General features: G+C 64.9%; 15 protein-coding genes and 2 pseudogenes. 9 read left to right on the top strand and 8 right to left on the bottom strand.

All coding sequences use genetic code 11. The annotated features are described in order from the left end of the window. Nucleotides 1-173: 173 nt before the first annotated feature. From I6F09_RS12600 to I6F09_RS12590, 3 genes are read left to right on the top strand one after another with little or no spacing between them, the layout of a single operon-like run. Nucleotides 174-1604, top strand: coding sequence for a TolC family outer membrane protein (locus I6F09_RS12600; RefSeq protein ID WP_225188185.1), 1431 nt, complete (start codon nt 174-176; stop codon nt 1602-1604). A 25-nt stretch (nt 1605-1629) separates the two neighbouring features. Then, nucleotides 1630-2187, top strand: a complete 558-nt coding sequence (locus I6F09_RS12595; RefSeq protein ID WP_225133441.1) for a hypothetical protein — start codon at nt 1630-1632, stop codon at nt 2185-2187. Nucleotides 2188-2239: 52 nt separating this feature from the next. After that, the gene (locus tag I6F09_RS12590) at nt 2240-3202 is read left to right on the top strand and encodes an amidohydrolase family protein (RefSeq protein ID WP_225188184.1); all 963 of its coding nucleotides are present in this window, start codon (nt 2240-2242) and stop codon (nt 3200-3202) included. A gap of 3 nt (nt 3203-3205) precedes the next feature. Here the strand turns inward: I6F09_RS12590 and I6F09_RS12585 are convergent, their stop codons facing one another. The 3 genes and pseudogenes from I6F09_RS12585 to I6F09_RS12575 all read right to left on the bottom strand — a co-directional run. Beyond that, a complete protein-coding gene (locus I6F09_RS12585; RefSeq protein WP_225188183.1) occupies nt 3206-6322 on the bottom strand; it encodes a CusA/CzcA family heavy metal efflux RND transporter in 3117 nt (1038 codons plus the stop codon). 29 nt (nt 6323-6351) lie between these two features. Further along, the gene (locus I6F09_RS12580; protein WP_225171805.1) at nt 6352-7602 is read right to left on the bottom strand and encodes an efflux RND transporter periplasmic adaptor subunit; all 1251 of its coding nucleotides are present in this window, start codon (nt 7600-7602) and stop codon (nt 6352-6354) included. A gap of 145 nt (nt 7603-7747) precedes the next feature. After that, nucleotides 7748-7963 (bottom strand): annotated as a pseudogene (locus I6F09_RS12575) (CoA transferase); the annotation flags it as partial. A 90-nt stretch (nt 7964-8053) separates the two neighbouring features. Here I6F09_RS12575 and I6F09_RS12570 point away from each other — a divergent pair. Continuing rightward, nucleotides 8054-8341 (top strand): hypothetical protein, encoded by a 288-nt coding sequence (locus tag I6F09_RS12570; protein WP_036006055.1) that lies wholly within the window; start codon nt 8054-8056, stop codon nt 8339-8341. 200 nt (nt 8342-8541) lie between these two features. After that, nucleotides 8542-9312, top strand: a complete 771-nt coding sequence (locus tag I6F09_RS12565; RefSeq protein ID WP_225188182.1) for an SDR family oxidoreductase — start codon at nt 8542-8544, stop codon at nt 9310-9312. Nucleotides 9313-9481: 169 nt separating this feature from the next. Here the strand turns inward: I6F09_RS12565 and I6F09_RS12560 are convergent, their stop codons facing one another. Genes I6F09_RS12560 through I6F09_RS12550 form a run of 3 tightly spaced genes read right to left on the bottom strand, consistent with a single transcriptional unit; the run spans nt 9482 to nt 15223 of the window. Continuing rightward, nucleotides 9482-12946 (bottom strand): error-prone DNA polymerase, encoded by a 3465-nt coding sequence (locus tag I6F09_RS12560; protein WP_225188181.1) that lies wholly within the window; start codon nt 12944-12946, stop codon nt 9482-9484. Then, nucleotides 12943-14538: a DNA polymerase Y family protein gene (locus tag I6F09_RS12555; protein WP_225188180.1), complete on the bottom strand. Its 1596-nt coding sequence runs from the start codon at nt 14536-14538 to the stop codon at nt 12943-12945. The genes I6F09_RS12560 and I6F09_RS12555 overlap by 4 nt, the downstream gene beginning before the upstream one ends. Continuing rightward, nucleotides 14435-15223 carry a DNA repair protein gene (locus I6F09_RS12550; RefSeq protein ID WP_225188179.1) on the bottom strand — a complete coding sequence of 263 codons (789 nt, stop codon included), beginning with the start codon at nt 15221-15223 and terminating at the stop codon, nt 14435-14437. Before I6F09_RS12550 ends, I6F09_RS12555 begins: the two co-directional genes overlap by 104 nt. Before the next feature lie 162 nt (nt 15224-15385). On the opposite strand from I6F09_RS12550, the gene I6F09_RS12545 reads away from it, so the two are divergent. Continuing rightward, nucleotides 15386-16621 (top strand): putative DNA modification/repair radical SAM protein, encoded by a 1236-nt coding sequence (locus I6F09_RS12545; protein WP_225113504.1) that lies wholly within the window; start codon nt 15386-15388, stop codon nt 16619-16621. After that, nucleotides 16621-18063 (top strand): UdgX family uracil-DNA binding protein, encoded by a 1443-nt coding sequence (locus I6F09_RS12540; protein ID WP_225155566.1) that lies wholly within the window; start codon nt 16621-16623, stop codon nt 18061-18063. The genes I6F09_RS12545 and I6F09_RS12540 overlap by 1 nt, the downstream gene beginning before the upstream one ends. Nucleotides 18064-18168: 105 nt before the next feature. Here I6F09_RS12540 and I6F09_RS12535 read toward each other — a convergent pair. Beyond that, nucleotides 18169-19340 (bottom strand): annotated as a pseudogene (locus I6F09_RS12535) (M20 aminoacylase family protein). Between the two features lie 171 nt (nt 19341-19511). Here I6F09_RS12535 and I6F09_RS12530 point away from each other — a divergent pair. After that, a complete protein-coding gene (locus tag I6F09_RS12530) occupies nt 19512-21131 on the top strand; it encodes a GMC family oxidoreductase N-terminal domain-containing protein (protein WP_225188178.1) in 1620 nt (539 codons plus the stop codon). 13 nt (nt 21132-21144) lie between these two features. Beyond that, nucleotides 21145-22026 carry an alpha/beta hydrolase gene (locus tag I6F09_RS12525; protein ID WP_225188194.1) on the top strand — a complete coding sequence of 294 codons (882 nt, stop codon included), beginning with the start codon at nt 21145-21147 and terminating at the stop codon, nt 22024-22026. Between the two features lie 38 nt (nt 22027-22064). Here I6F09_RS12525 and hpnO read toward each other — a convergent pair whose 3' ends face one another. Next, nucleotides 22065-23456, bottom strand: a complete 1392-nt coding sequence (gene hpnO, locus I6F09_RS12520) for an aminobacteriohopanetriol synthase HpnO (RefSeq protein WP_225188177.1) — start codon at nt 23454-23456, stop codon at nt 22065-22067. Nucleotides 23457-23535 lie beyond the last annotated feature (79 nt).

Below are 23535 nucleotides of genomic sequence, written 5' to 3'. Positions count from 1 at the left end.
AGGCCGGTGTAAGGCTCTGGCGCTTTCCCGCGCACAGCCTGTGACGCGCCTGCAACAAGCACGGAATACATGGGAGTTTTGCCCGCGGCAGTTTGCCTGCGGGACCTCGGCTGGCTAAACAGTTAAGAGGCCATCGTCGGCGGGGGCGGACAGCCGGGGTTAAGCGAGATTACATGATTGGGCGTACCGCCAGAGCTGGTCGCGGGGTGACGCGACGTCGATCCAGCGCGGGTCATGCGCTTGCGACATGGACCACGCTGGCGTTCTCGTGCGCCCTTCCCTCCGCGGCATGGGCCGAAGCCCTGCCGGACGCCTTGGCAAAAGCCTATCAGACCAATCCGCAGCTCAATGCCGAGCGTGCGCGCCAGCGCGCCACCGACGAGAACGTGCCGCAGGCGCTGGCCGGCTACCGGCCGCAGATCGTGGCGAGCCTCAGCGCCGGCCTGCAATCGGTGCGCAATCTGTTGCCTGATAACACCATCCAGACCGGCAATCTGAAGCCCTGGATCATCGGTGTCACCGTGACGCAGAGCCTGTTCAACGGCTTCCGCACCGCCAACGGCGTGCGGGCCGCCGAGCTCCAGGTGCAGTCGGGCCGCGAAGCGCTGCGCAATGTCGGCCAAGGCGTGCTGCTCGATGCGGTCACCGCCTACACGAACGTTCTCGCCAACCAGTCGCTGGTCGAGGCGCAGCGCTCCAACGTCGCCTTCCTGCGCGAGACGCTCTCCGTCACCCAGCGCCGGCTCAATGCCGGTGACGTCACGCCGACCGACACCGCGCAGGCCGAGGCCCGCCTCAATCGTGGCCTTGCCGATCTCAACGCGGCCGAGGTCGCGCTTGCGGTCAGCCAGGCCACCTATGCGCAGGTGATCGGCAATGCGCCCTCGCAGCTCAGGCCTGCCGAGGCCGTCGACCGCTATCTGCCGAAGAGCCGCGAGGATGCCATGACGATGGCGATCCGCCAGCATCCGGCGGTGATGGCCGCCAGCTTCGACGTCGATGTCGCCTCCACCAACATCCGCATCGCCGAAGGCACGCTGCTGCCGAGCGCGACGATCCAGGGCAGCGCCAGCAAGAGCCGCAACAACGACCCGACCCTCGGTACCTTCGCCGAAGATCAGGCCTCGATCGTCGCCAATGTCACCGCGCCGATCTACGACGGCGGGCAGGCCGCGGCGCAGACCCGGCAAGCCAAGGAGATCACGGCGCAAAGCCGCCTCGTTCTCGACCAGGTGCGCAACCAGGCGCGCACGGCGGCGGTCAGCGCCTGGGTGGCCAATGAAGGCGCCAAGGTCACGGTCTCGGCCTCCGAATCCGAGGTGAAGGCGGCCACTGTCGCGCTTCAGGGCGTGCAGCGCGAGGCGGCAGGCGGCCAGCGCACGACGGTAGACGTTCTGAACTCGCAGGCCGACCTGATCCAGGCCAAGGCCCGCCTGATCGGCGCGCAGCGCGACCGCGTGATCGCCTCCTACACGCTGCTCAGCGCCATCGGCCATCTCGACGTCAAGACGCTGAACTTGAACACGCCGGATTACCTGCCCGAGGTGCACTACCACCAGGTCCGCGACGCTTGGCACGGCCTGCGCACGCCGTCGGGGCAGTAGCCTCAAATCTCTCTGGTGGAGGCCGATGAAAAGCCGCCGCATCCATCTGATGGGAGCCTCGGGCTGCGGCGTGACCACGATCGGTCGTGCGCTCGCCGGGCAGCTTGCGCTGCCGCATCACGACAGCGACGACTATTTCTGGCTGCCCACCGTGCCGCCCTATCGGACGACCCGCCCGGCCGCCGACCGCCTGCGCCTGATGCACGAGATGTTCTTGCCGCGTCTCGACTGGGTGCTGAGCGGGTCCGTCACCGGCTGGGGCGAAGAGCTCGTTTCGTACTTCGACCTGGTCGTCTTCGTGAGCGTGCCGCGCGAGATCCGGATGATGCGACTGCGCGCCCGCGAGGCCGCCCATTTCGGCGCTGATGCCGTCGCGCCGGGCGGCTGGCGCCATGGCGAGACCGAAGACTTCGTCGAATGGGCCTCCCATTACGAAGCCGGCGATCGCGAAGGCCGCAGTCTCGCCAAGCACGAAGCGTGGCTCTCGGGCCTGCCCTGCCCGGTCGTGCGCGTGGACGGCTCACGTCCGCTTGCGGAGCTTGTCGAGCAGCTATGCAGCGAAGCGGAGCGGTTGCCCGGTTGATGTGATATTCTCCTCCCACTCGCCGATAAAAAAACAAACCGGGAGAGAAACCGTGCTCAGCCGACGCAGCGTCCTGCTTGCCTCCCTTGCGGCCGGAGTAGCCATGACCAGCAAAGCCCATGCCCGCGCGGCGCAGCCTGCGACGCCGATCAATTTCGATTTGCCGGCGCATGCCTGCGACTGCCACACCCACATTCATGGCGATGTCGAAAAGTTTCCGTTCTTCACGGGCCGCGTCTATACGCCGGAGCCGGCTTCGCCGGAAGAAATGGCGGCGCTGCACAAGGCGCTGCATATCGAGCGCGTGGTGATCGTGACGCCGAGCGTCTACGGCACCGACAATTCGTCCACACTGTTCGGCATGAAGGCGCGCGGCGAGACCGCGCGCGGCGTCGCCGTAATCGACGACAAGACGCCGGAGAGCGCGCTCGATACAATGCACCAGGACGGCTTCCGCGGCATCCGCCTCAATCTGGCGACCGGCGGCGTCAATGACCCCAATATCGGCCGGCCGCGCTTCACCGCCGCCGTCGAGCGCATGAAGGCGCGCGGCTGGCACGTGCAGCTCTACACCACGCTGGCCATGATCTCCGCGATCAAGGACCTCGTCGAGACGGCGCCGGTGCCGGTCGTGTTCGACCATTTCGGCGGCCTTCACGCTTCGCTCGGGCTGGAGCAGCCGGGCTTCTCCGACCTCGTCGCGCTGGTGAAGTCCGGCAAGGCCTATGTGAAGATCTCGGGCGCCTATCGCTCGTCGAAGCTGGCGCCCGACTATCAGGACATGGTGCCCTATGCCCGCGCGCTGATCGCGGCCAATGCGGACCGCATCGTCTGGGGCACCGACTGGCCGCATCCGGATTCGAGCCGCGTCGAGGGCCGCAAGCCCACCGACATCGCGCCGCTCTATCAGATCGACGACGGCCGCCTGCTCAACCAGCTTCCGGTGTGGGCGCCGGATGCCGAGGTGCGCAAGAAGATCCTGGTCGACAATCCGGCGCGGCTCTACGGGTTCTGACGGTCAGCGCGCGCGGCGGGAGAAGAAGGAGATCAGCACCGGCAAGGTCACCAGAATCACGACCGGCGCCAGCATCATGCCGGTGACGACGACGACCGCGAGCGGCTTCTGCACCTGCGACCCGATGCCTTCCGACAGCGCTGCCGGCAGGAGGCCGACGCCCGCGACCACACAGGTCATCAGCACGGGCCGGAGCTGCAGCTCGCCGGTGCGCACCACCGCGCTCATGCGGTCCATGCCCTCTTCGATCAGCTGGTTGAACTGCGACAGGATGATGATGCCGTCCATCACCGCGATGCCGAACAGCGCGATGAAGCCGATAGCCGCGGAGACGCTGAACGCGGTGCCCGAGATCAAGAGGCCGAGCACGCCGCCGAAGATCGCCATCGGAATCACGCTCATCGCGAGCAGTGTGTCGGTCATCGAGCCGAAATTAAACCAGAGCAGCACGCCGATCAGCGCCAGCGAGATCGGCACCACGATCGAGAGCCGCCGGATCGCGTCCTGGAGGTTGCCGAACTCGCCGACCCATTCCATGTGCGAGCCCGGCGGCAGCTGCACCTGCGCGGCGATTTTGTCCTGCGCCTCGCGGATCGCGCTGCCGAGATCGCGTTCGCGCACCGAGAACTTGATCGGCAGATAACGCTCCTGCTGCTCGCGATAGATGTAGGCCGCACCCGAGACGAGGCTGATGGTCGCGACCTCGCTTAAGGGGATCTGCGTGACGGAGCCGTTCGGCCCAGGCGCACCGATCCGCAAATTCTGGATCGCCTCGGCGCTGCGGCGGTATTCCGGCGCGAGGCGCACGATAATCGGGAAGTGGCGGTCGCTGCCGGGCTCGTAAAGATCTCCGGCGCTGTCGCCGCCGATCGCGACCTTGATGGTCGCGTTGATGTCGCCAGGGGCTAGGCCGTAGCGCGCAGCCTTGGCACGGTCGATGTCGATCTGGACGGTCGGTTGGCCCAGCGAAGTGAACACAGCAAGGTCGGTGACGCCCTGCACGGTGGCGAGCACGGACTTGATCTTGTTGGCGGTGTCGGTCAACGCCTGAAGGTCGCTGCCGAACAGCTTGATCGAGTTCTCGCCCTTCACGCCGGAGACGGCTTCGGAGACGTTGTCCTGGAGATATTGCGAGAAGTTGAACTCGACGCCGGGGAAGCGATCGTCGAGCTGCTTGAGCAGCTGCGCGGTCAGCTCTTCCTTGTCGCGGGTACCGGGCCACTGGCTCACGGGCTTCAGCGGCGCGAAGAACTCGGCGTTGAAGAAGCCGGCGGCGTCGGTACCGTCGTCGGGACGGCCGTGTTGCGACACGACGGATTCGACCTCGGGCCGGGCGCGGATCACCTTGCGCATCTCGTTGACGTAGCTGTTGCCTTCCTGCAGCGAGATGGTCGGCGGCAGCGTGGCGCGGATCCAGAGGTTACCCTCCTCCAGCTTCGGCAGGAATTCGAGGCCGAGCAGCCGGGCGAGCGCGACCGTCATCAGCACCAAACCGACCGCGGCGCCGAGAACAATGTTACGGTTGGCGACCGCCCAATTCAGCACGGGCATGTAGAGCCGGTGCAGGATCAGCATCACCTTCGTCTCGGTCTCCTCGACATGCGCCGGCAGGATGATCGCGGACAGCGCGGGAGTCACGGTGAAGGTGGCAAGCAGGCCGCCGGCCAGCGCATAGGCATAGGTCCGCGCCATCGGTCCGAAGATGTTGCCCTCGACGCCCGAGAGTGTGAACAGCGGCAGGAACGCCGCGATGATGATCGCCGCGGCAAAGAAGATCGATCGGGAGACGTCGGCGGCCGCGCTGAGGATGGCATGGCTCTTCATGCCGAACAGCGTCTCGGGCGACATATGCTCGGATTCCGACATCGGTGAGGTTTGCGTCAGGCGGCGGAAGATCGCCTCCACCATGATCACGGTGGCATCGACGATGAGACCGAAATCGATCGCACCGACCGACAGGAGGTTGGCCGATTCCCCGCGCAGCACCAGGATGATGACCGCAAAAAAAAGCGCGAACGGGATGGTGGCGCCGACGATCAGCGCGCTCCGGAGATCGCCGAGGAAGATCCACTGCAACAGCACGATCAGCAGGATGCCCACCACCATGTTGTGCAGCACGGTGTGGGTGGTGAGCTCGATCAGGTCGCCGCGGTCGTAGATGCGCTCGATGCGCACGCCGGGCGGCAGGATGCTGGAGTTGTTGATGGATTGAACGAGCTCGTGGACGCGCCTGATGGTCGGCGAGCTCTGCTCGCCGCGCCGCATCAGGACGATGCCCTGCACGATGTCGTCGGAATCGTCGAGGCCGGCAATGCCGAGACGTGGCTTCTGACCGACGGTGACGGTGGCGACGTCCTTCACCAGCACCGGATTGCCGCCGGTCTGCGCCACCATGGTGTTGGCGAGGTCGTCGATCGAGCGGATCAGGCCGACGCCGCGTACCACCGCCGATTGCTGGCCGATATCAACGGTGTTACCGCCGACATTGACGTTGGAATTGCCGACCGCCTGCAGCAGTTGCGGCAACGTCAACCCGTTAGCGACCAGCTTGTTGAAGTCGACCTGGATCTCGTAGGTCTTGCTCTTGCCGCCCCAGCCGGTGACGTCGATGACTCCCGGCACGGCGCGGAAGCGGCGCTGCAGGATCCAGTCCTGAATGGTCTTGAGGTCGAGCACGCTGTAGTTCGGCGGCCCGACGAGACGGTAGCGGAATATCTCGCCGATCGGGCTGAGCGGCGAGATCTGCGGCTGCACGTTGCCGGGCAGCGGCGCAAGCTGAGCCAGGCGGTTCAAGACCTGCTGCAACGCCTCGTCATAGGTGTAGGCGAAGGAGAACTGGATCTTGACGTCGGAGAGGCCGTAGAGCGAGATGGTACGGATGGTCGTGACGTTCTTCAGACCGGCAACCTGGGTCTCGATCGGGATCGTGATGTAGCGCTCGATCTCTTCCGCCGACAGGCCCGGGCTCTGCGTCACGATGTCGACCATCGGCGGAGTCGGATCGGGATAGGCTTCGATGTTGAGCCGGTTGAACGCGATCAAGCCGCCGATCAGCACGGCGACGAACATGCCGACCATCAGGAAACGCCGGTTGACGGCAAGGGCAACGAGACGATCCATTCAGGTCTTCAATTTTCTTGGGTCGTCGATCAGCTGCCGGACGCCGCGCGGTCGATGAACAAACTGCCTTTGGTGACGATCTGCTCGCCGGGTTTCAGATTGCTGGTGACCTCGACGAGGTTGCCGTTGATGAGACCGATCTTGATCTGGCGCAGCTCGACCGACTTGTCCTCGCGCGCGACCCAGAGGCGGACCTTGTCGGCCTCGTAGATCAGCGCATGCTTCGGCACCGCCGGCGCGGCGCGGTCGCCGGCCGAATAGATCGTGACGTTCGCGAACATTTCCGGCTTGAGCAGCCCGTCCTTGTTGTCGATCGTGGCGCGGACCTGCAGGCGGCGGGTGGCGGGGTCGATCGCGGCAGCAACGTAGTTGATCTTGGCGCTGAACGGACGGCCCGGCAGCGCCATCACATTGACGGTGATGTCCTGCCCGATGCACACCGCGGCCGCATCGCTCTCGCGCACGAAGGCCGTGAGCCAGACCGTGGAGAGGTCGCCGACCACGAAGACCGGATCGCTGGCGCCGGAATTGACGTATTGGCCCGGGCCGATCTTGCGTTGCACGACCGTGCCGGAGATCGGCGAGTAGATCGTGATCTCCCGATCGATGACGCCCTTTTCCTGGAACGTCTTGGTGGCTTCGTCGGTGAAGCCGAGGATGCGCAGCTTGTTGCGCGCGGCTTCCAGCGCCGCCACCGAGGAGCGCATGTCGTTTTGCGCCTGCACCTGGGCCGCTTCCGCCTGCTGGTAATCCTTGAGCGGAATGGCATGGCCCTCGTAGAGGTCCTTGGCGCGCTTGAACTGGATGTCGGAAAGCTCGAGCGCCGACTTCGCCTTGTTCTGCGAGGTCATCGCCGCGATGAAATCGTTCTGGGCCTGCACGGTGTCGGCGGCCTCGATCGTAAACAGCGGTTGCCCTTGCTTCAGCGTCTCGCCGGGCTTGGCGAGCAGCTTGGTGACACGGCCTGCATAAGGCGAGAACACCGGCGTCGAACGATCCTCGTCGACCGCGACCTTGCCCTCGGTGACATACTCGGCCCGGAAGCTCCTGGCGGCGACCGGTTCAATCGTCAGCGTCGCCCATTCGGACGGTGTCGGTGTGAAGGTCTGCGCGTTCCTGCGCGACTGGCTGGAGATCTCGGAGTGCTTTTTTGCCTTCGGGCCCGAAGAGAACAAGCCGTACGCTCCGACACCGGCGCCGGCGACAGCTAGTAAAACTACGGATGCGATCACCCGTTGTTTTGCAATCACGTGCAATCGCTTGGTAATCTCAACTGCCATGGGGCCCGGTCGTGTCTGCGACGATCTCGGCAAATGATTGCCGCATCGGTCGCGCTAATAGTGCCGAATTGGGATTTCAAACAACCTAAAAAACGCGTCGGCCCTTTCCGTCTGCGTTAAAATTTTGCGACATGTCAGCTTCATGTCAGCTTCGGCCCGGCCATTGTGCCGGATGACTGCCGAGCGGCATCGCCGGACGACTCCATTGCGCCGGCGTCTTCGACAGCCAAACGGAATGCTGCACCGCCTTCAACGTGCCGAAGCCAGATTGCATGTGCTCTATGAACGCAGAATGTACGGCCTCTCCCGTAACATCCGGGGTATTCAATCCGCCCTCGAGCCGACCGAGATTCCGCAGCCAGAATGTCGGCGGGGCTTTGCATGGCTGCTTCTCTCCCCGCTCATTTGCTGTACTTTTCGCGACCGTGTCATGATCGCAGAAAGGATTGCAATGGCCGCCATCGATCCCCTCATCGCAGGTGCCGTGTTCATCGCGACGGCGGCCACCGACGCCGTCTATGTCATGTTCACCTCGGCCGTGATCGCGCGCAAGCGCATCCCGGCGGCGAACTGGAGCGCGGTCTGGTACCTGCTCTCCTCTTACGCCGTGATCAGCTACACCGAGAACGTCTTCTACGTTGCCTTTGCCGCAATCGGCTCCTGGGCCGGCGCCTATGCCTCGTTGACCTTCCTGCACCGCCCGCCCGGCGGCCCGCCGGTGGGAGCGGCGCCGGAGTGAAGTCTCTCCGCGTCATTGCGAGGAGCCCTTGCGACGAAGCAATCCAGGATCCTTCCGCGGATGCATTTCTGGATTGCTTCGCGGAGCCTGTCATCGGGCCGCGCTTTGCGCGGACCCGGTGGCTCGCAATGACGACGTGGAGGCTTCTGGGCGCCTCGCGAAACAGCTACACTCGCAGCACCAACAAAAAGGAGCCAACAATGGATCTCGGTCTCAAAGGCAAGAACGCTGTGGTGCTCGGCGGCACGCGTGGCATCGGGCGGGCGATTGCAGCGACGCTGGCCGGCGAAGGTGCCAATGTCGCGGTGTGCGCGCGCAACGCCGATCAGGTTGCGGACACCGTCGGGGAGTTGAAGGCGAGCGGCATCCGCGCCACCGGCGGCGCGGTCGACGTCACCGACGGCGCGGCGCTCAAAAGCTGGATCGAGACGGCTGCGCAAGAGCTCGGCGGCATCAACATGCTGTTCTCCAATGCCGGCGCAATGGCGCAAGGGCACGATCCCGCATCCTGGGAGCAGAACTTTCGGCTCGATGTGCTCGGCGCCGTGCACGCCTTCGACGCCGCCCGACCGTTCCTCGAGACAAGCGGCGCCAGCAGTGGTGATGCGGCCTTCGTGATCATCTCGTCGATCTCCGCGGCGCAGGCGGACACGGCGAGCTCCTACGGCCCGATCAAGGCCGCGCTGATTCACATGGCCAAGGGACTGGCGCGGCAATACGCGAAGAAGAAAATCCGCGTGAATGTCGTGTCGCCCGGCACCGTCTATTTCAAAGGCGGCGTCTGGGAGATGATCGAGAAGAACATGCCGGAGCGGTACCAGGACGCGATGAAGCGCAACCCGACCGGCCGCATGGCAACGCCGCAGGACATCGCGAGCGCGGCGGTGTTTCTGGCCAGCCCGGTGTCGGGATTCACGACGGGTTCGAATTTCGTCGTGGACGGCGCGATCTCGAACAGGGTGAATTTTTGAGGGCAGCTTGCCGAGCTCTCTCTCTCCTCCGTCATGGCCGGGCTTGACCCGGCCATCCACGCACTGCTGCACACTCCGAAAGACGTGGATGCCCGGGTCAAGCCCGGGCATGACGACTGAGAATGAGGCGCAATCATCGCAATAAACGTCGGCAGTAGCCCGCGCTCGCTCAATGAAAATCCCGCGAGGGCGGCAGGATACGGACGTTGCGGGGGTGACGGATTTTTTGCGCGGGCATGTCCGTAAGCGCGCGAGGGTCTTCGTTCAGCGGTTCGACCACGGTGGCGCCTGCGGGCAGCGGATGCTTGCGGCCGAGCGCATCGTTGGCCAATCCGACCAGATCGTGCGAGCGATCGATCATGCGCTGGGCGATGAGATGCGTCACCTTCTCCGGGCTGCTCTGGATGTAGCCTTCGACCAGGATGAGGCGCGCGCCCATCACTTCTTTCCGGTACTGCTCCATGATCTTGGGCCACACCACGACATTGGCGATGCCGGTTTCGTCCTCCAGCGTCATGAACACGACGCCGCTGGCGCTGCCCGGCCGCTGCCGCACTAGCACTACGCCGGCGCAGCGGACGCGGCGCCGCTCATTCTCATGGCTGATCTCCTTGCAGGCGACGATACGCTCGCGCGTAAACATCTGGCGCAGGAATTCCATCGGATGGCCCTTCAGCGACAGGCGGATGGTCTGGTAGTCCGCGACCACCTGCTCGGCGCGCGGCATCGCCGGCAGCGGTTTTGCGCCTTCGTCCGGCTGCTCGCGCGCGGTCGCCGCCTCGAACAGCGGTAGCGGCACGTCGTCGGGCAGCCGCCGCACCTGCCACAGCGCTTCGCGGCGGTCGAGCCCGAGCGAGCGGAACGCATCGGCATCCGCCAAGAGGATCAGCGCGCGCTTGGGCAGACCGGTGTCGCGGGCGAAATCCTCCAGCGAGGTGAAGGGACGGCGGTTGCGCGCGGCAATGATGCGGTCGGCCCAGTCCTGGGCTTTCTCGACACCGTCATTCCGGGGCGACGCGTCAGCGTCGAGCCCGGAATTCATTCCTCCGCCAGGCGTATGCGGCGCGATGGATTCCGGGTTCGCGCTACGCGCGCCCCGGAATGACGACTGAGAGCGCTTCAGGCGCTCCTCATCCTCGTCCAGCCAGTGGAATCCATCGATCTGGCGAAAGCCGAGGCGCACGGCGCAATACTGACCGCTCCCCTCCTCCAGCGTGTTCTGTGCAAAGCTGTAGGACACGTCGATGTCGCGCACCTCGACGCCGTTCTTGCGGGCGTCGCTGACGATCTGCGCCGGCGCATAAAAGCCCATCGGCTGCGAATTCAACAGACCGCAGCAGAAGGCGTCGGGATGGTAGTGTTTCAGCCACGACGAAATGTAGACCAGCTGTGCAAAGCTCGCGGCATGGCTCTCCGGAAAGCCGTAGGAGCCAAATCCCTTGATCTGGTCAAAGCAGCTTTTGGCGAAGTTGGGATCGTAGCCGCGCGCCACCATGTTGCCGATCAGCTTCTCCTCGTATTGACCGATGGTGCCGACATTGCGGAAGGTCGCCATCGAGCGGCGCAGGCCGTTGGCTTCCTCGGAGGTGAAATGTGCGGCCTCGATCGCAATGCGCATCGCCTGCTCCTGGAACAACGGGACACCGAGCGTCTTGTGCAGCACCTTGTAGAGTTCGTCCTTGTCGCCATGCTCCGGTGACGGCGAGGGATAGCTCACCTTCTCGAGTCCGTTCCGCCGCCGCAAGTAAGGATGCACCATGTCGCCCTGGATCGGCCCGGGGCGCACGATCGCGACCTCGATGACGAGATCGTAGAAGGTGCGCGGCTTCAGCCGCGGCAGCATGTTCATCTGGGCGCGGCTCTCGACCTGGAACACGCCGAGCGATTCCCCGCGGCACAGCATGTCGTAAACCCTGGGGTCGTCCTGCGGGACGCTCGCCAGCATAAAACGCTCGCCCTTGTGCTGGTCGATCAGATCGAAACATTTCCTGATGCAGGTCAGCATGCCCAGCGCCAGCACGTCGACCTTCATCATGCTCAGTGCATCGACGTCGTCCTTGTCCCATTCGATGAAGGTGCGGTCGTCCATCGCGGCATTGCCGATCGGCACATAGGTGTCGAGCCGGTCCTGGGTCAGCACATAGCCGCCGACATGCTGGGACAGATGGCGCGGGAATTCGATCAACTCGGTCGCAAGCTCGACCGCGAGGTTGATCATGGGATTGCCGGGATCGAGTCCGGCCTGCCGGACCTGCATGTCGTTGAGGCCCTTGCCCCAGCTGCCCCAGACGGTGTCGGCGAGCGCGGCGGTGACGTCCTCGGTCAGGCCGAGCGCCTTGCCGACGTCGCGGATGGCGCTGCGCGGGCGATAATGAATGACGGTGGCGATGATCGCGGCGCGGTGGCGGCCGTAGCGGCGATAGACATATTGCATCACCTCCTCGCGGCGCGAATGCTCGAAATCGACGTCGATGTCGGGCGGCTCCAGCCGCTCCTTGGAGATGAAGCGCTCGAACAACAGGTCCACCTTGGTCGGGTCGACCGAGGTGATGCCGAGCACGTAGCACACGGCCGAGTTCGCCGCCGAGCCGCGGCCCTGGCACAAAATGTTCTGGCTGCGCGCGTAGTGGACGATATCGTGCACGGTGAGAAAGTAATGCGCGTATTTCAGCTCGGCGAGCAGCGCGAGCTCCTTCTTCAGGGTCGCGCGCAGCTTGTCGTCGATCTTGCCGCCGAAATATTTGTCGACGCCCGCCCAGGTCAGGTCCTCCAGATGCCCCTGCGCGGTCTTGCCCGGCGGTACCGGCTCGTCGGGATATTGATACTTCAGCTGATCGAGCGAGAACTCGATTGCGTCCGCAAAGCGCATGGTCTGCGCAATCGCCTCGGGAAAATCGCGGAACAGCCGCGCCATTTCACGCGGCGTCTTCAGGAAGCGCTCGGCATTGGCCTCTAACTTCCGCCCAATCGCCTCGATCGTGGTCTTTTCCCGGATGCAGGTCAGCACGTCCTGAAGCGGACGGCGGCCGGGATCGTGATACAGCACCTCATTGGTCGCGAGCAGCGGCACCTTTGCCTTTGCGGCGAGGTCATCGAGCCGCAAGAGGCGACGCTTGTCGTCGCCGCGATAGAGCAGGCTCGCCGCCAGCCACACGCCCTCGGCACGGCTCGCCTTCAGCTTTGCGAGGACATCCAGCGCCTGCGCCGGCTCGAGACGATGCGGCAGCGTCAACACCAGGAGCTGGCCTTCCGAGAATTCCAGGAGATCGTCAAGCCTGAGATGACACTCGCCCTTTTCGATCCGCGTGATGTCATCGCCACGCTTGCCCCTCGTGAGGAGCTGGCACAGCCGGCCATAGGCCGCGCGATCGCGTGGATAGACCAGGATGTCGGGCGTGCCGTCAATGAAGACGATGCGAGCGCCGATCAACAGTTTCGGCTTGTGCAGCACCTCGTCATTGTCAAGCTCCTGGTAGGCGCGCACCACGCCGGCAAGCGTGTTGTGGTCGGCAATGCCGATCGCGGGAATCCCGAGCTTGCTCGCCTGATGCACATAGGCGCGCGGATCCGAGCCGCCGCGCAGAAAGGAGAAGTTTGTGGTGATGCCGATCTCGGCATAGCTAAGGGTATTCATGCGAAGAGACCGTGCACATACCAGCCGGGAGACGCCGGCTTGCCGTCACCGTCGAACACCTCGCCTTCATAGAGACCGTCGCGAAAGATCCAGAAGCGCAGGCCTTCGGCATCCTCGATGCGGAAATAATCCCGCGTCAGCTGCTTGCCGTCCTGCCGCCACCATTCCATCGCGATGCGCTCGGGCCCCTCTACCCGCACCACCGCATGCAGCGCGCGCCGCCAGGTGAATTGATGCGGCGGACCGTCTGGCACGGTCGCGAACGGCACCTTGATCGGCTCCGGCTTGTCGAACAGCCGCAAGGGACGCAGCGGCGGCTCGCTCGCGACGCGCGCCGGCCATTCGGCCTGCATGGCAGCAGCGAGATGATGCTGCGCCGATGCGGCCAGCACCGCGCTTTCGGGGATGTGCGTATCCTGCGGCAGGTGCACGACGACACGCCTGCCGCCGATCCGCGCGGCGATGCGGTCGATCAGCGCCGCGAGTTCGTCATTGTCGTGGACATGGGCATCGAGATCGCGCTGCTCCTGCACCACGATCTCGGTGCGGCTCGCCGACAATCGCACCATGTCGAAGCCGAAACCGGGATCGAGGGGATCGGCGAGGGCATCGAGCCGCTCGCGGAACAAGCGGTCGACCACGGCGCTTCGCGTCACCGGACGCCCGGTCTCGACCGTAATCGTACGCACCACACCATCGGTGCGGAAGAACGCCGCTTCAAGCCGCCGCGCGCCTTTGCCCTGCTTCTCCATGGACGCGATCAACGTGTCGGCGAGCCGCGACAGCGTCATCGCGATCATGGTGTCGGTCGCGATCGGCTCGGCAAAGCGCTTCTCGACGATGTAATCGGGCAGCGGTTTGCGCGGGCTGATCGGCGCATCACCCTGCCCCAGCGCATGGGCGAGCAGCGTGGAGAAGCGCGCGCCGAACCGCGCCGTGATCTCGGAGGCGCTGCGCGAGGCGACGTCGCCGATGGTCTTCAGCCCGGCACGGCGCAGGCCGGTGGTGATGGCTTCACCCGCACCGAGCGCGGAGACTGGAAACGACCTGATCGCCTCCGCCTCGCCGCCATCGGCCACAATGGTGCCGGATACCTGCCGCGTCAGCGTGCGGGCGCAGACCGAGGTGCCCGCGATCGCCGCGCTGACGGCAAAGCCTTGCCGGTCGAGCGCCCGGACCAATGTCCTCAACAGCGCGGCCTCGCCGCCGAACAAATGCGCACAGCCGGTGATGTCCAGGAACAGCCCGTGCGGCGGATCGAGCGCCACCAACGGCGTGAAGCGGTCACACCAATCGGCGATATCGCTGAGCGTCTTCGCATCGGCCACGGTATCGGCGTCGAACACACGCAAGTCCGGGCACATCGCCCTCGCATTGGCCAGCGGTTGGCCGATATACAGGCCGAGGCGCTCGGCGGCCTCGTCCAGCGCATGGATCACCAGCGCATTGTTGTCCTTGATGACGACAATGCTCGGCTCATGGTTGGTTTTACCCAGCCCGGCGCTGCCAAGGAACCGCTGGATCCTGTCGATGGGCAGGCGCGGCAGCCACAGGCTGAGGATACGTCGAGGGTTCACTGAACTGGCACTCATCACAATTCCATTCCATGATCCACCGGCCGCAGGGGCCATGACGATTGCGCAAGAGCTCGGCATCGAACACCGGCGCGCCCCAGGCACTCCACATCGAGTCCGGCGGCGAATGCGCCGCACGCAGCATCCATCGTGTCTCCGCGGTCGAGGGCAGCGGCTGCGCGGCCATCCGCAGCAAGAGGCCGGTCACGCCCGAGCCTTGCGCGGCCAGCGTCAGCTTGCGGCTCGCCACCAGATCGAACTGCCTGGTCTCGCCCCAGAGCTCGAGCACGACGGCGCCCAGCGCATCGCAGGCGAGCGCGTCGGCCGAGGTGCGTAGCGCGCTCTCGACATCGGCGGCGCGCACCATCACCACACAGCGCGGATCGAGGCCGAGCTCGGATAGCCCGCTCATCGACAGCGCGCCGGTTTCGAGCTCCGAAAAATCCTGCCGCACCCACAATAGCGGCCGGCGTGCGCTCACGCGTCCCGCAAGGCCCATGACAAACCCCGTCGCGGCCGCGCCCTGTCGCCCCTCGCAAAACACCTCGTGGATCGCCGCGCGCGCGAGCCCGCCCTTCAGCGCGGCGTCGGCCGCGCCATGGCCGAGTACGATGCGATCGCGCGGATGCACGACTTCCGCCGTCTCGATGCGCTCGATCTGGCCGCGCAGGATCGCAAGCGCGCTCATACGTGCGCCGCTCATGCTCGCCGCTCCTCAGAGGTGATTGCCGATGGCTCTCAAAAAGAGAACCAGCGGCTGGCTCATTTGTTCATGATATGTTCTAATATAAAGCTAACGGCGCCGGCAGAGTCAATCGAATTGGCGCATCCAAAGATTCATGAGCGGAATCAAAGAGATTCAAACATGGACGTACAACGCAAGCTGGAGATTCTGGCGGATGCCGCCAAATACGACGCATCCTGCGCCTCCAGCGGTACCGAGAAGCGGGATTCCAGCGACGGCAAGGGCATGGGCTCGACCGCGCCGGGCATGGGCATCTGCCATTCCTACGCGCCGGACGGACGCTGCATCTCCCTGCTCAAGGTGCTGCTGACCAACGCCTGCAATTACGATTGCCTTTATTGCGTCAACCGCGCCTCCTCGAATGTCCCACGCGCCCGCTTCACCATCGACGAATTGGTCAAGCTCACGCTCGACTTCTACCGGCGCAATTACATCGAGGGCCTGTTCCTCTCCTCCGGCATCATCCGCAGCCCTGATTACACGATGGAGCAAGTGGTGAGCGTCGCGCGAAAACTGCGCGAGGAGCATCATTTCCGCGGCTACATCCATCTGAAGACCATTCCCGAGGCCGACGACGCGCTGATCGCCGAGGCCGGCAAATATGCCGATCGTCTTTCGATCAACATCGAGATGCCTGAGGAGACGAGCCTGCAGCAATTCGCGCCGGAGAAGGACGTGCGGGCGATCCGCCGCACCATGGGCAGGCTGCGGCTGAAGCTGGACGAGGCCGAGGAGAGCCGCAGCGCCAAGACGAAGGCCAAACCGCAGCGCTTCGCGCCCGCCGGACAAAGTACGCAGATGATCGTCGGCGCAGATAGCGCCTCCGATCACACCATTCTCCACACCAGCGCCAATCTCTACGGCGCCTACCGGCTGCGGCGCGTCTATTACTCCGCCTTCAGCCCGATCCCCGATGCCAGCCGCGCGCTGCCCCTGCGCGCGCCGCCGCTGCTGCGCGAGCACCGGCTCTACCAGGCCGACTGGCTGATGCGGTTCTACGGCTTCGATGTCGGCGAGATCGTCGACGACAGCGCGATGCTGCCGCTCGACATCGATCCCAAGCTGGCCTGGGCGCTGCGCCACCGCGACCGCTTCCCGCTCGACGTCAACCGCGCCAGCCGCGAGGAGCTGCTGCGCGTTCCGGGCTTCGGCACCAGGACGGTCGAACGCATCCTCGCAACGCGGCGCACCACCACGATCCGCCTCGCCGATCTCGCGCGGCTGCATGTGCCCCGCAACAAGGCGCTGCCGTTCATCGTCCTCAGCGATCACCGTCCCTCACCGCATCGTCTCGATGCCGCCGGGTTGATCGAACGGTTCAAGCCGAAAGCAACGCAACTGGGATTTGGCTTCTGATGCAGTACATCATGCTCGACACCGAAACCGATTTCGACGGCTGGCGCAAAGCCGCGCGCAGCCTCGTGCTCCATCACGTGCCGCCCGGCGCGGTCACCTGGACCGTGCAGGGCCGCGAAGCGGACTTGTTCGCACCGCCCGCGCCCTCTCCGATCCTCGAGATGAACGAGGGCACCTTCAACGTACCAGGCAAATTCGTCGAGCTCGCCAAGGCGGCGATCCTGCATCGCGACGGCGAGCGCTTTGCGATCCTCTATCGCCTGCTGTTCCGGCTGAAGGACAATCACGATCTCATTGAGGTCGCGACCGACCCCGATGTCGCGCTTGTCACGGCCATGGCGAAAGCGGTCTATCGCGACGAGCACAAGATGCATGCCTTCGTGCGCTTCCGCGAGATCGGCCGGGAACGCGAGGCGCATTACGTCGCCTGGTTCGAGCCGGAGCATCACGTCGTCGAGCTCGCCGCGCCCTTCTTTGCCAAGCGCTTTTCCGACATGCCCTGGTCGATCCTGACGCCGGACCTCTGCGCGCATTGGGACGGCCATGCGCTCTCGTTCACGCCGGGCGTCAGCAAGAGCGAGGCGCCGGGCGAAGACCGGCTCGAGGAAACCTGGCGGCGCTACTATGCCAGCATCTTCAATCCGGCCCGGCTCAAGGTGAAGGCGATGCAGGCCGAGATGCCGAAGAAGTATTGGAGGAACCTGCCCGAGGCTTCGATCATTAAGCCCTTGATCGAGGACGCCGAGCGCATGACCGGCGCCATGATCGCCAATGCCGCAACCGATCCGCACAAGCCTCAGAAGCGGCCGGAGGCTCCGATGAAACGCAAGTCAACTGCCGACGATCTCGAAACGCTCCGCGAGGAGGCCGCGCATTGCCGCGCCTGCCATCTCTACAAGGACGCGACACAGACCGTGTTCGGCGAAGGGCCTGAGAATGCCAACATCATGCTGGTCGGCGAGCAGCCCGGCGACAAGGAAGACCTCGCCGGCCATCCCTTCGTCGGCCCGGCCGGGCAAATGCTCGATCGCGCACTGGAGGAGGCCGGCGTCGACCGCAAGAAGGTCTATGTCACCAACGCGGTGAAGCACTTCAAATTCGTGCCGCGCGGAAAGATCCGCCTGCACCAGAAGCCGAACACACCTGAAATCCGGGCGTGCCGGCAATGGTATGAGCGGGAAGTTTCGACAATCCAACCGGATCTCATCGTGGCGATGGGCGCCACCGCCGCGCAAAGCGTGTTCGGCAAGATCACCCCCATCGGGAAGAACCGCGGCCGGTTGATCGATCTTCCCGAAGGCCGCAAAGCGCTCGTGACGGTGCATCCGTCCTATCTGCTGCGGCTGCCGGATCCCGAAGCCAAGGTTCTGGAATATCGGCGCTTCGTCGAGGATCTGAAGATCGCCGCCGGCCTGCAGAAGAAGGCCGCACGGGCTGCGTGAATACAGCGGGAAGTGGCTTCACGCCGTTGTTGACGATCCGATCTCTCAAATAGACAAGTGCCTGTGGAATGCACGGGCCCTTTCATCTGTGCTTCGGACCCGGTCCTACGACGCCGCGAGCTGCTCCTCGACCAGCTTCACCCAATAGGACGTGCCGTAGACGATCGCCTCGTCGTTGAAATTGTAGGCGGGATGATGCAGGCCGGCGCTGTCGCCGTTGCCGCAGAAGATGAAGGCGCCGGGCCGCGCTTCCAGCATGTAGGCGAAATCCTCGCCGCCCATCAGCGGCGCCATCTCGTGGACATGGGCCTCGCCCGCGACCTGCGTGGCGATGCGCCGTGCCACCTCGGTCTCCGCCGCATGATTGTTCACGACCGGATAATTGCGCTTGTAGTGCAGCTCGATCTTGGCGCCGGTGATCTGCGCCATGCCCGCCACGACTTCATGTACGCGCTTCTCGACCAGCTTGCGCACCTCCGGCGACAGCGTGCGGATAGTGCCTCTCAGGGTCGCAGTCTGCGGAATGACATTGCGGGCGTTGCCGGCGTGGAATTCGCAATCGATACGACCGCCGATTCCAGGGGATCGACGCTGCGCGAGACGATCGACTGCAGGGCCGTGATCACCTGCGCGCCGACCAGCACGGAATCGATGCATTTGTGTGGACGCGCGGCGTGGCCGCCGACGCCCTCGATCATGATGTCGACCTCGTCGGTCGCCGCCATGATGGGGCCTGGCCTGATCGCGAACGAGCCGACCGGGATGCCCGGGCCGTTGTGCATGCCATAGACCTGTTCGATGCCGAACCGCTCCATCAGGCCGTCCTTGACCATGGCCGCGCCGCCGGCGCCACCCTCCTCGGCGGGCTGGAAGATCACCACGGCATCGCCGGCGAAATTGCGCGTCTCGGCGAGATAGCGGGCCGCGCCGAGCAGCATCGCGGTGTGGCCGTCATGGCCGCAGGCGTGCATCTTGCCGGGGATCTTGGAGGCGTAAGGCAGATTGGTCTGCTCCTCGACCGGCAGCGCGTCCATGTCGGCACGCATGCCGATCACCTTGAGCCCCTCGCCGGTTGGCTTGTTGCCCTTGATTACGCCGACGACGCCGGTCTGGCCGAGACCGGTCACGACTTCGTCGCAGCCGAACTCCCGCAACCGGTCAGCAACGAATGCTGCGGTGCGGTGGACATCGTACAACAGCTCGGGGTGCTGATGGATGTCCCGCCGCCAGGCCTGGATATCGGGTTGAAGGTCGGCGACGCGGTTCACGATGGGCATGGAAGGTCTCGAACTGTTGGAAATGCAGGTCTGTCTACCATGCAAGCGTCGGTCCACCCAACCGCCGGCAATCGGGGTCTAGCCCTGTTCACCCGGCATGGCCGGGCTTGTCCCGGTCGGCTGCGTCTGCCTATTAACGGAAAGCAAAGAGACCATCCGGGTGGAAGCAGAATGCCGAGGCGACTTGAAGGTGAGTTTGACTACATTGTCGTCGGAGCCGGCACCGCGGGCTGCATCGCCGCCAACCGGCTGTCGGCTGTCCCAGGCAACCGCGTTCTCATCCTTGAAGCTGGTGGCGACGACAACTGGATCTGGTTCCATATCCCGGTCGGCTATCTCTTCGCGATCGGCAATCCGCGTTCGGACTGGATGTTCAAGACCGAGGCCGAGCCCGGCCTGAACGGCCGCTCGCTGGCCTATCCGCGCGGCAAGGTGATCGGCGGCTGCTCGGCGATCAACGCCATGATCTCGATGCGCGGACAGGCTGCCGACTACGATCATTGGCGCCAGCTTGGCCTGACCGGCTGGGGCTATGACGACGTGCTGCCGTTGTTCAAGCGCCTCGAGGACCACTTCCTCGGCGCCAGCGAGCATCACGGCGCCGGCGGTGGCTGGCGTATCGAAGCGCCGCGGCTGTCATGGGCCATTCTCGACGCGGTCGGTGACGCCGCCGAGGAGATGGGCATCAAGCGCATCCCGGATTTCAACACCGGCGACAACGAAGGCACCAGCTATTTCCACGTCAACCAGAAGCGCGGCCGGCGCTGGTCCTCGGCGCGCGGCTTCCTCAAGCCGGCCTTGAGGCGCCCCAATCTGCGGCTCGAGAAGCACGTGCTGGTCGACCGCCTCATCATCGAGCAGGGCCGCGCCGTCGGCGTGCGCTTCATCCAGAACGGCGAGATCATCGAGGCGCGCGCAAAGCGCGAGGTGGTGCTCTCGGCAGGCTCGATCGGCTCGGTGCAGGTGCTGCATCGCTCCGGCATTGGACCGGCCGACTGGCTGTCGCCGCTCGGCATCGACATCGTCATGGACAAGCCCGGCGTCGGGCGCAATCTGCAGGATCACCTGCAGCAGCGCGCGATCTACAAGGTCGAGGGCGTGCGCACGCTGAACGAGACCTATTACAATCTGTTGCGCCGCGGCCTGATGGGGCTCGACTACGCTGTCCGCCGCCGCGGCCCGCTCACCATGGCGCCGTCGCAGCTCGGCATCTTCACGCGCTCCGATGCGACGCGCGCCCGCGCCAACATCCAATTCCACGTGCAGCCGCTCTCGCTCGACAAGTTCGGCGATCCCCTGCACCGTTTCCCTGCGATCACGGTGAGCGCGTGCAATCTGCAACCGACCTCGCGCGGCACTGTGCGGTTGCGCGCGACAACGCCTGACGAGAAGCCGATCATCGCGCCAAATTACCTGTCGACCGACGACGACCGCCAGGTCGCCGCCGACGCCATTCGCACCACGCGGCGCCTGATGCAGCAGAAAGCGCTGGCCAAATATCGCCCCAGCGAATATCTGCCCGGCCCCTCCGTCGGCGACGACGATGCCTCCCTCGCAAAAGCCGCCGGCGACATCGGCACCACCATCTTCCATCCCGTCGGCACCGCGAAGATGGGCACGGCGAACGATCCAATGGCGGTGGTGGACGAGCGGTTGCGATTCTACGGCCTCGACGGCCTGCGCATCGTCGATGCCTCGATCATGCCGACGATCACCTCGGGCAACACCAACACGCCGACCGCGATGATCGCTGAGAAGGGCGCCACGATGATTCTGGAGGATGCGAAGTAGCATCCCATCGCTCATGATCGATCCGCACCGTTTCTCAATCGGTCCCGCCGACGCAGAGATCGCCATGCTGCAATGGGGCGAGAGCGGGAAGCCGCCTGCCCTGCTCGTACACGGCACCGGCTTCGTCGCCCACGTATGGCACGAGGTCGCGCGCGAGCTCGCATCGACCTACACCGTCTATGCCCTCGACCGACGCGGTCATGGCGCAAGCCACAAACCCGGCGCCTATCACTTCCTTGATTACGCCGACGACATCTGCCGGGTGGTCGATACGCTCGATCTCCGCGACATCTACGGGATCGGCCACAGCGCGGGTGCGACCGATCTCCTTCTCGCGGCGAAACTCCTGCCCGGTCGCTTCGCACGCCTGTTCGTGATGGAGCCGACCGTCATGGACCCGCGCGCGGCGCGCTCCGGAGGATTGAGCGAAGAATCGCTCGCCCGCGTGCAGGGCACGCTACGCCGACGCGCCGAGTTCGACAGTCCCGACGCAGTGTTCGAACGTTACCGCGCAGCACCGGCGTTTGCGGATTGGACCGAAACCTCGCTACGGACGTATGTGCGCCACGGCTTCGCGCCCCTGGATGACGGCCGTATCCGGCTCTGCTGCACGCCCGAAATCGAAGCCGCGATCTTGCTCCCCATCTACGAGGCGATGGAGCAGGTCTACATTGGGGATGCCCGCGGCAATCCGTTTGCCTCGCTCACCAAGCTCGACTGTCCGGTGCGCGTCACGACGGCGGCGAAGTCGGGTCCAATCTACAAGGAGATGGCGCGACGCGCTGTGTCGCTGATCCCGGGCGTGACCACGCGGGTTTTCGAGAATGCCGGCCACTGCGTCGCGCAGGAAGTGCCGGAGCACGTGGTGGAAGCCGTGCGCGAGTTTGCCGAGTAAGTTTCGGCCGCGGACCGAGGCGGCCTGAGCGAACGTCTCTAAGCCGACCTGCGCACCGCGTTGTCCACCAGCGTCTTGCCGAGCGACCAGATCGCACCGGGGACCTTGTGGCTGCCGGCGATGACGTCGTCGAAGGCGCGCTCGATCCAGGCGCAGTCTTCCTCGGTGATCGTGAGCGGCGGCAAGAGCTTGATGGTGTGGCTGCCGTGGCCGGCGACTTGCGTGAGGATCTTGTGATCCTTGAACAGCGGCACGGTGATGAGCTGGCAGAACAAGCCCTTGTTGGCGGTCTCCAGCACGTTCCAGGAGGCCCGCAGGCGCAGCGACTTCGGGGGGCCGAATTCGATACCGATCATCAAGCCCTTGCCGCGGACTTCCTTGAGCAGCTCGTAGCCTGGCACCATGCGCGTCAGCGCGAGGCGCAGCTCGGCGCCGCGCTTGGCGGCCGCATCGATCAGCTTCTCCGATTCCATGACGTCGAGCGTGGCTATGCCCGCGGCCATCGCGAGGTCGTTCTTGGAGAAGGTGGAGCCGTGCACCACCGCGCGGTCCATCTGGTTGAAGATCTTGTCGAAGATGCTCTTGCGCGTCAGCACGGCGCCGACCGGCACGTGGCCGCCCGACAGCGACTTCGACAGCAGCACCATGTCGGGCTCGACGTTCCAGTGCTCGACCGCGAGGAAGCGGCCGGTGCGGCCCATGCCGGTCTGGATCTCGTCGGCGACGAACAGCGTGCCGTATTTCTTGCAGAGCGCGGCCGCGCCGGGCAGGAACTCGTCAGTGGGCATGTTGACGCCCTTGCCCTGGATCGGCTCGACCACGAAGGCTGCGACCTCGCGCGAGGCCAGCGCCTTTTCCAGCGCCGCCAGGTCGTTGAACGGGATCGCGGTGCAGCCCGGCAGCAGCGGCTCGAAGCCGGTGCGGAAATTGGCATCGCCGGTCAGCGACAGCGCGCCGTAGGTCAGTCCGTGATAGCCGTGCGCGCAATAGACGATGCCGGGACGCCCCGTCGCGCCGCGCGCGAACTTGATCGCGGCCTCGACGCATTCGGCGCCGGAATTGGCGAAGAACGCCTTGTCGAGATAGGGAAGGTATTTCAGGAGGCGCTCAGCCAGCACACCTGCGAGCGTCGAGACGTCGAATTGGACGAGGTTGGGCAGGTCGGCATCGAGCACGCTCTTGAGCGCCTCGCGCATGACCGGATGATTGCGCCCGATCGCAAACACGCCGAAGCCGGACAACAGGTCGAGATAGCGCGCGCCCTCACGGTCGTAGAGATACTGCCCATGCCCCTTCTGAAAGCCGACATCGTAGCCGATGGTCTTGAGAACCCGGACGAACTGCTCGTTCAGATACCGGTTATGCAGGGTGCTGCGCTGGGCCTGACGGTCCGCGAATAGCTGAGACATGTCTGGATTTGGGCTGTGCATCCGCTACATACTTCGGTTGAGGGCCGTCTCGTCAACTGAAAACGGACCGTTACTGAAAACGGTCTGTGCGGCCTTTTGC

It is taken from the genome of Bradyrhizobium sp. IC3195 (assembly GCF_020193585.1).
In the GTDB taxonomy this organism is placed as follows: Bacteria; Pseudomonadota; Alphaproteobacteria; order Rhizobiales; family Xanthobacteraceae; genus Bradyrhizobium; species Bradyrhizobium yuanmingense.
Note: the sequence above shows the minus strand (reverse complement) of the source record. Positions and strands in the feature narration are given on the sequence as shown.

Bases quoted from the DNA above. Each gene is read 5' to 3' on its own strand.
- I6F09_RS12600 (WP_225188185.1), top strand. From the start codon at position 174: ATGATTGGGCGTACCGCCAGAGCTGGTCGCGGGGTGACGCGACGTCGA.
- I6F09_RS12595 (WP_225133441.1), top strand. From the start codon at position 1,630: ATGAAAAGCCGCCGCATCCATCTGATGGGAGCCTCGGGCTGCGGCGTG.
- I6F09_RS12585 (WP_225188183.1), bottom strand. From the start codon at position 6,322: ATGGATCGTCTCGTTGCCCTTGCCGTCAACCGGCGTTTCCTGATGGTC.
- I6F09_RS12580 (WP_225171805.1), bottom strand. From the start codon at position 7,602: ATGGCAGTTGAGATTACCAAGCGATTGCACGTGATTGCAAAACAACGG.
- I6F09_RS12570 (WP_036006055.1), top strand. From the start codon at position 8,054: ATGGCCGCCATCGATCCCCTCATCGCAGGTGCCGTGTTCATCGCGACG.
- I6F09_RS12565 (WP_225188182.1), top strand. From the start codon at position 8,542: ATGGATCTCGGTCTCAAAGGCAAGAACGCTGTGGTGCTCGGCGGCACG.
- I6F09_RS12560 (WP_225188181.1), bottom strand. From the start codon at position 12,946: ATGAATACCCTTAGCTATGCCGAGATCGGCATCACCACAAACTTCTCC.
- I6F09_RS12555 (WP_225188180.1), bottom strand. From the start codon at position 14,538: ATGAGTGCCAGTTCAGTGAACCCTCGACGTATCCTCAGCCTGTGGCTG.
- I6F09_RS12550 (WP_225188179.1), bottom strand. From the start codon at position 15,223: ATGAGCGGCGCACGTATGAGCGCGCTTGCGATCCTGCGCGGCCAGATC.
- I6F09_RS12545 (WP_225113504.1), top strand. From the start codon at position 15,386: ATGGACGTACAACGCAAGCTGGAGATTCTGGCGGATGCCGCCAAATAC.
- I6F09_RS12540 (WP_225155566.1), top strand. From the start codon at position 16,621: ATGCAGTACATCATGCTCGACACCGAAACCGATTTCGACGGCTGGCGC.
- I6F09_RS12530 (WP_225188178.1), top strand. From the start codon at position 19,512: ATGCCGAGGCGACTTGAAGGTGAGTTTGACTACATTGTCGTCGGAGCC.
- I6F09_RS12525 (WP_225188194.1), top strand. From the start codon at position 21,145: ATGATCGATCCGCACCGTTTCTCAATCGGTCCCGCCGACGCAGAGATC.
- hpnO (WP_225188177.1), bottom strand. From the start codon at position 23,456: ATGCACAGCCCAAATCCAGACATGTCTCAGCTATTCGCGGACCGTCAG.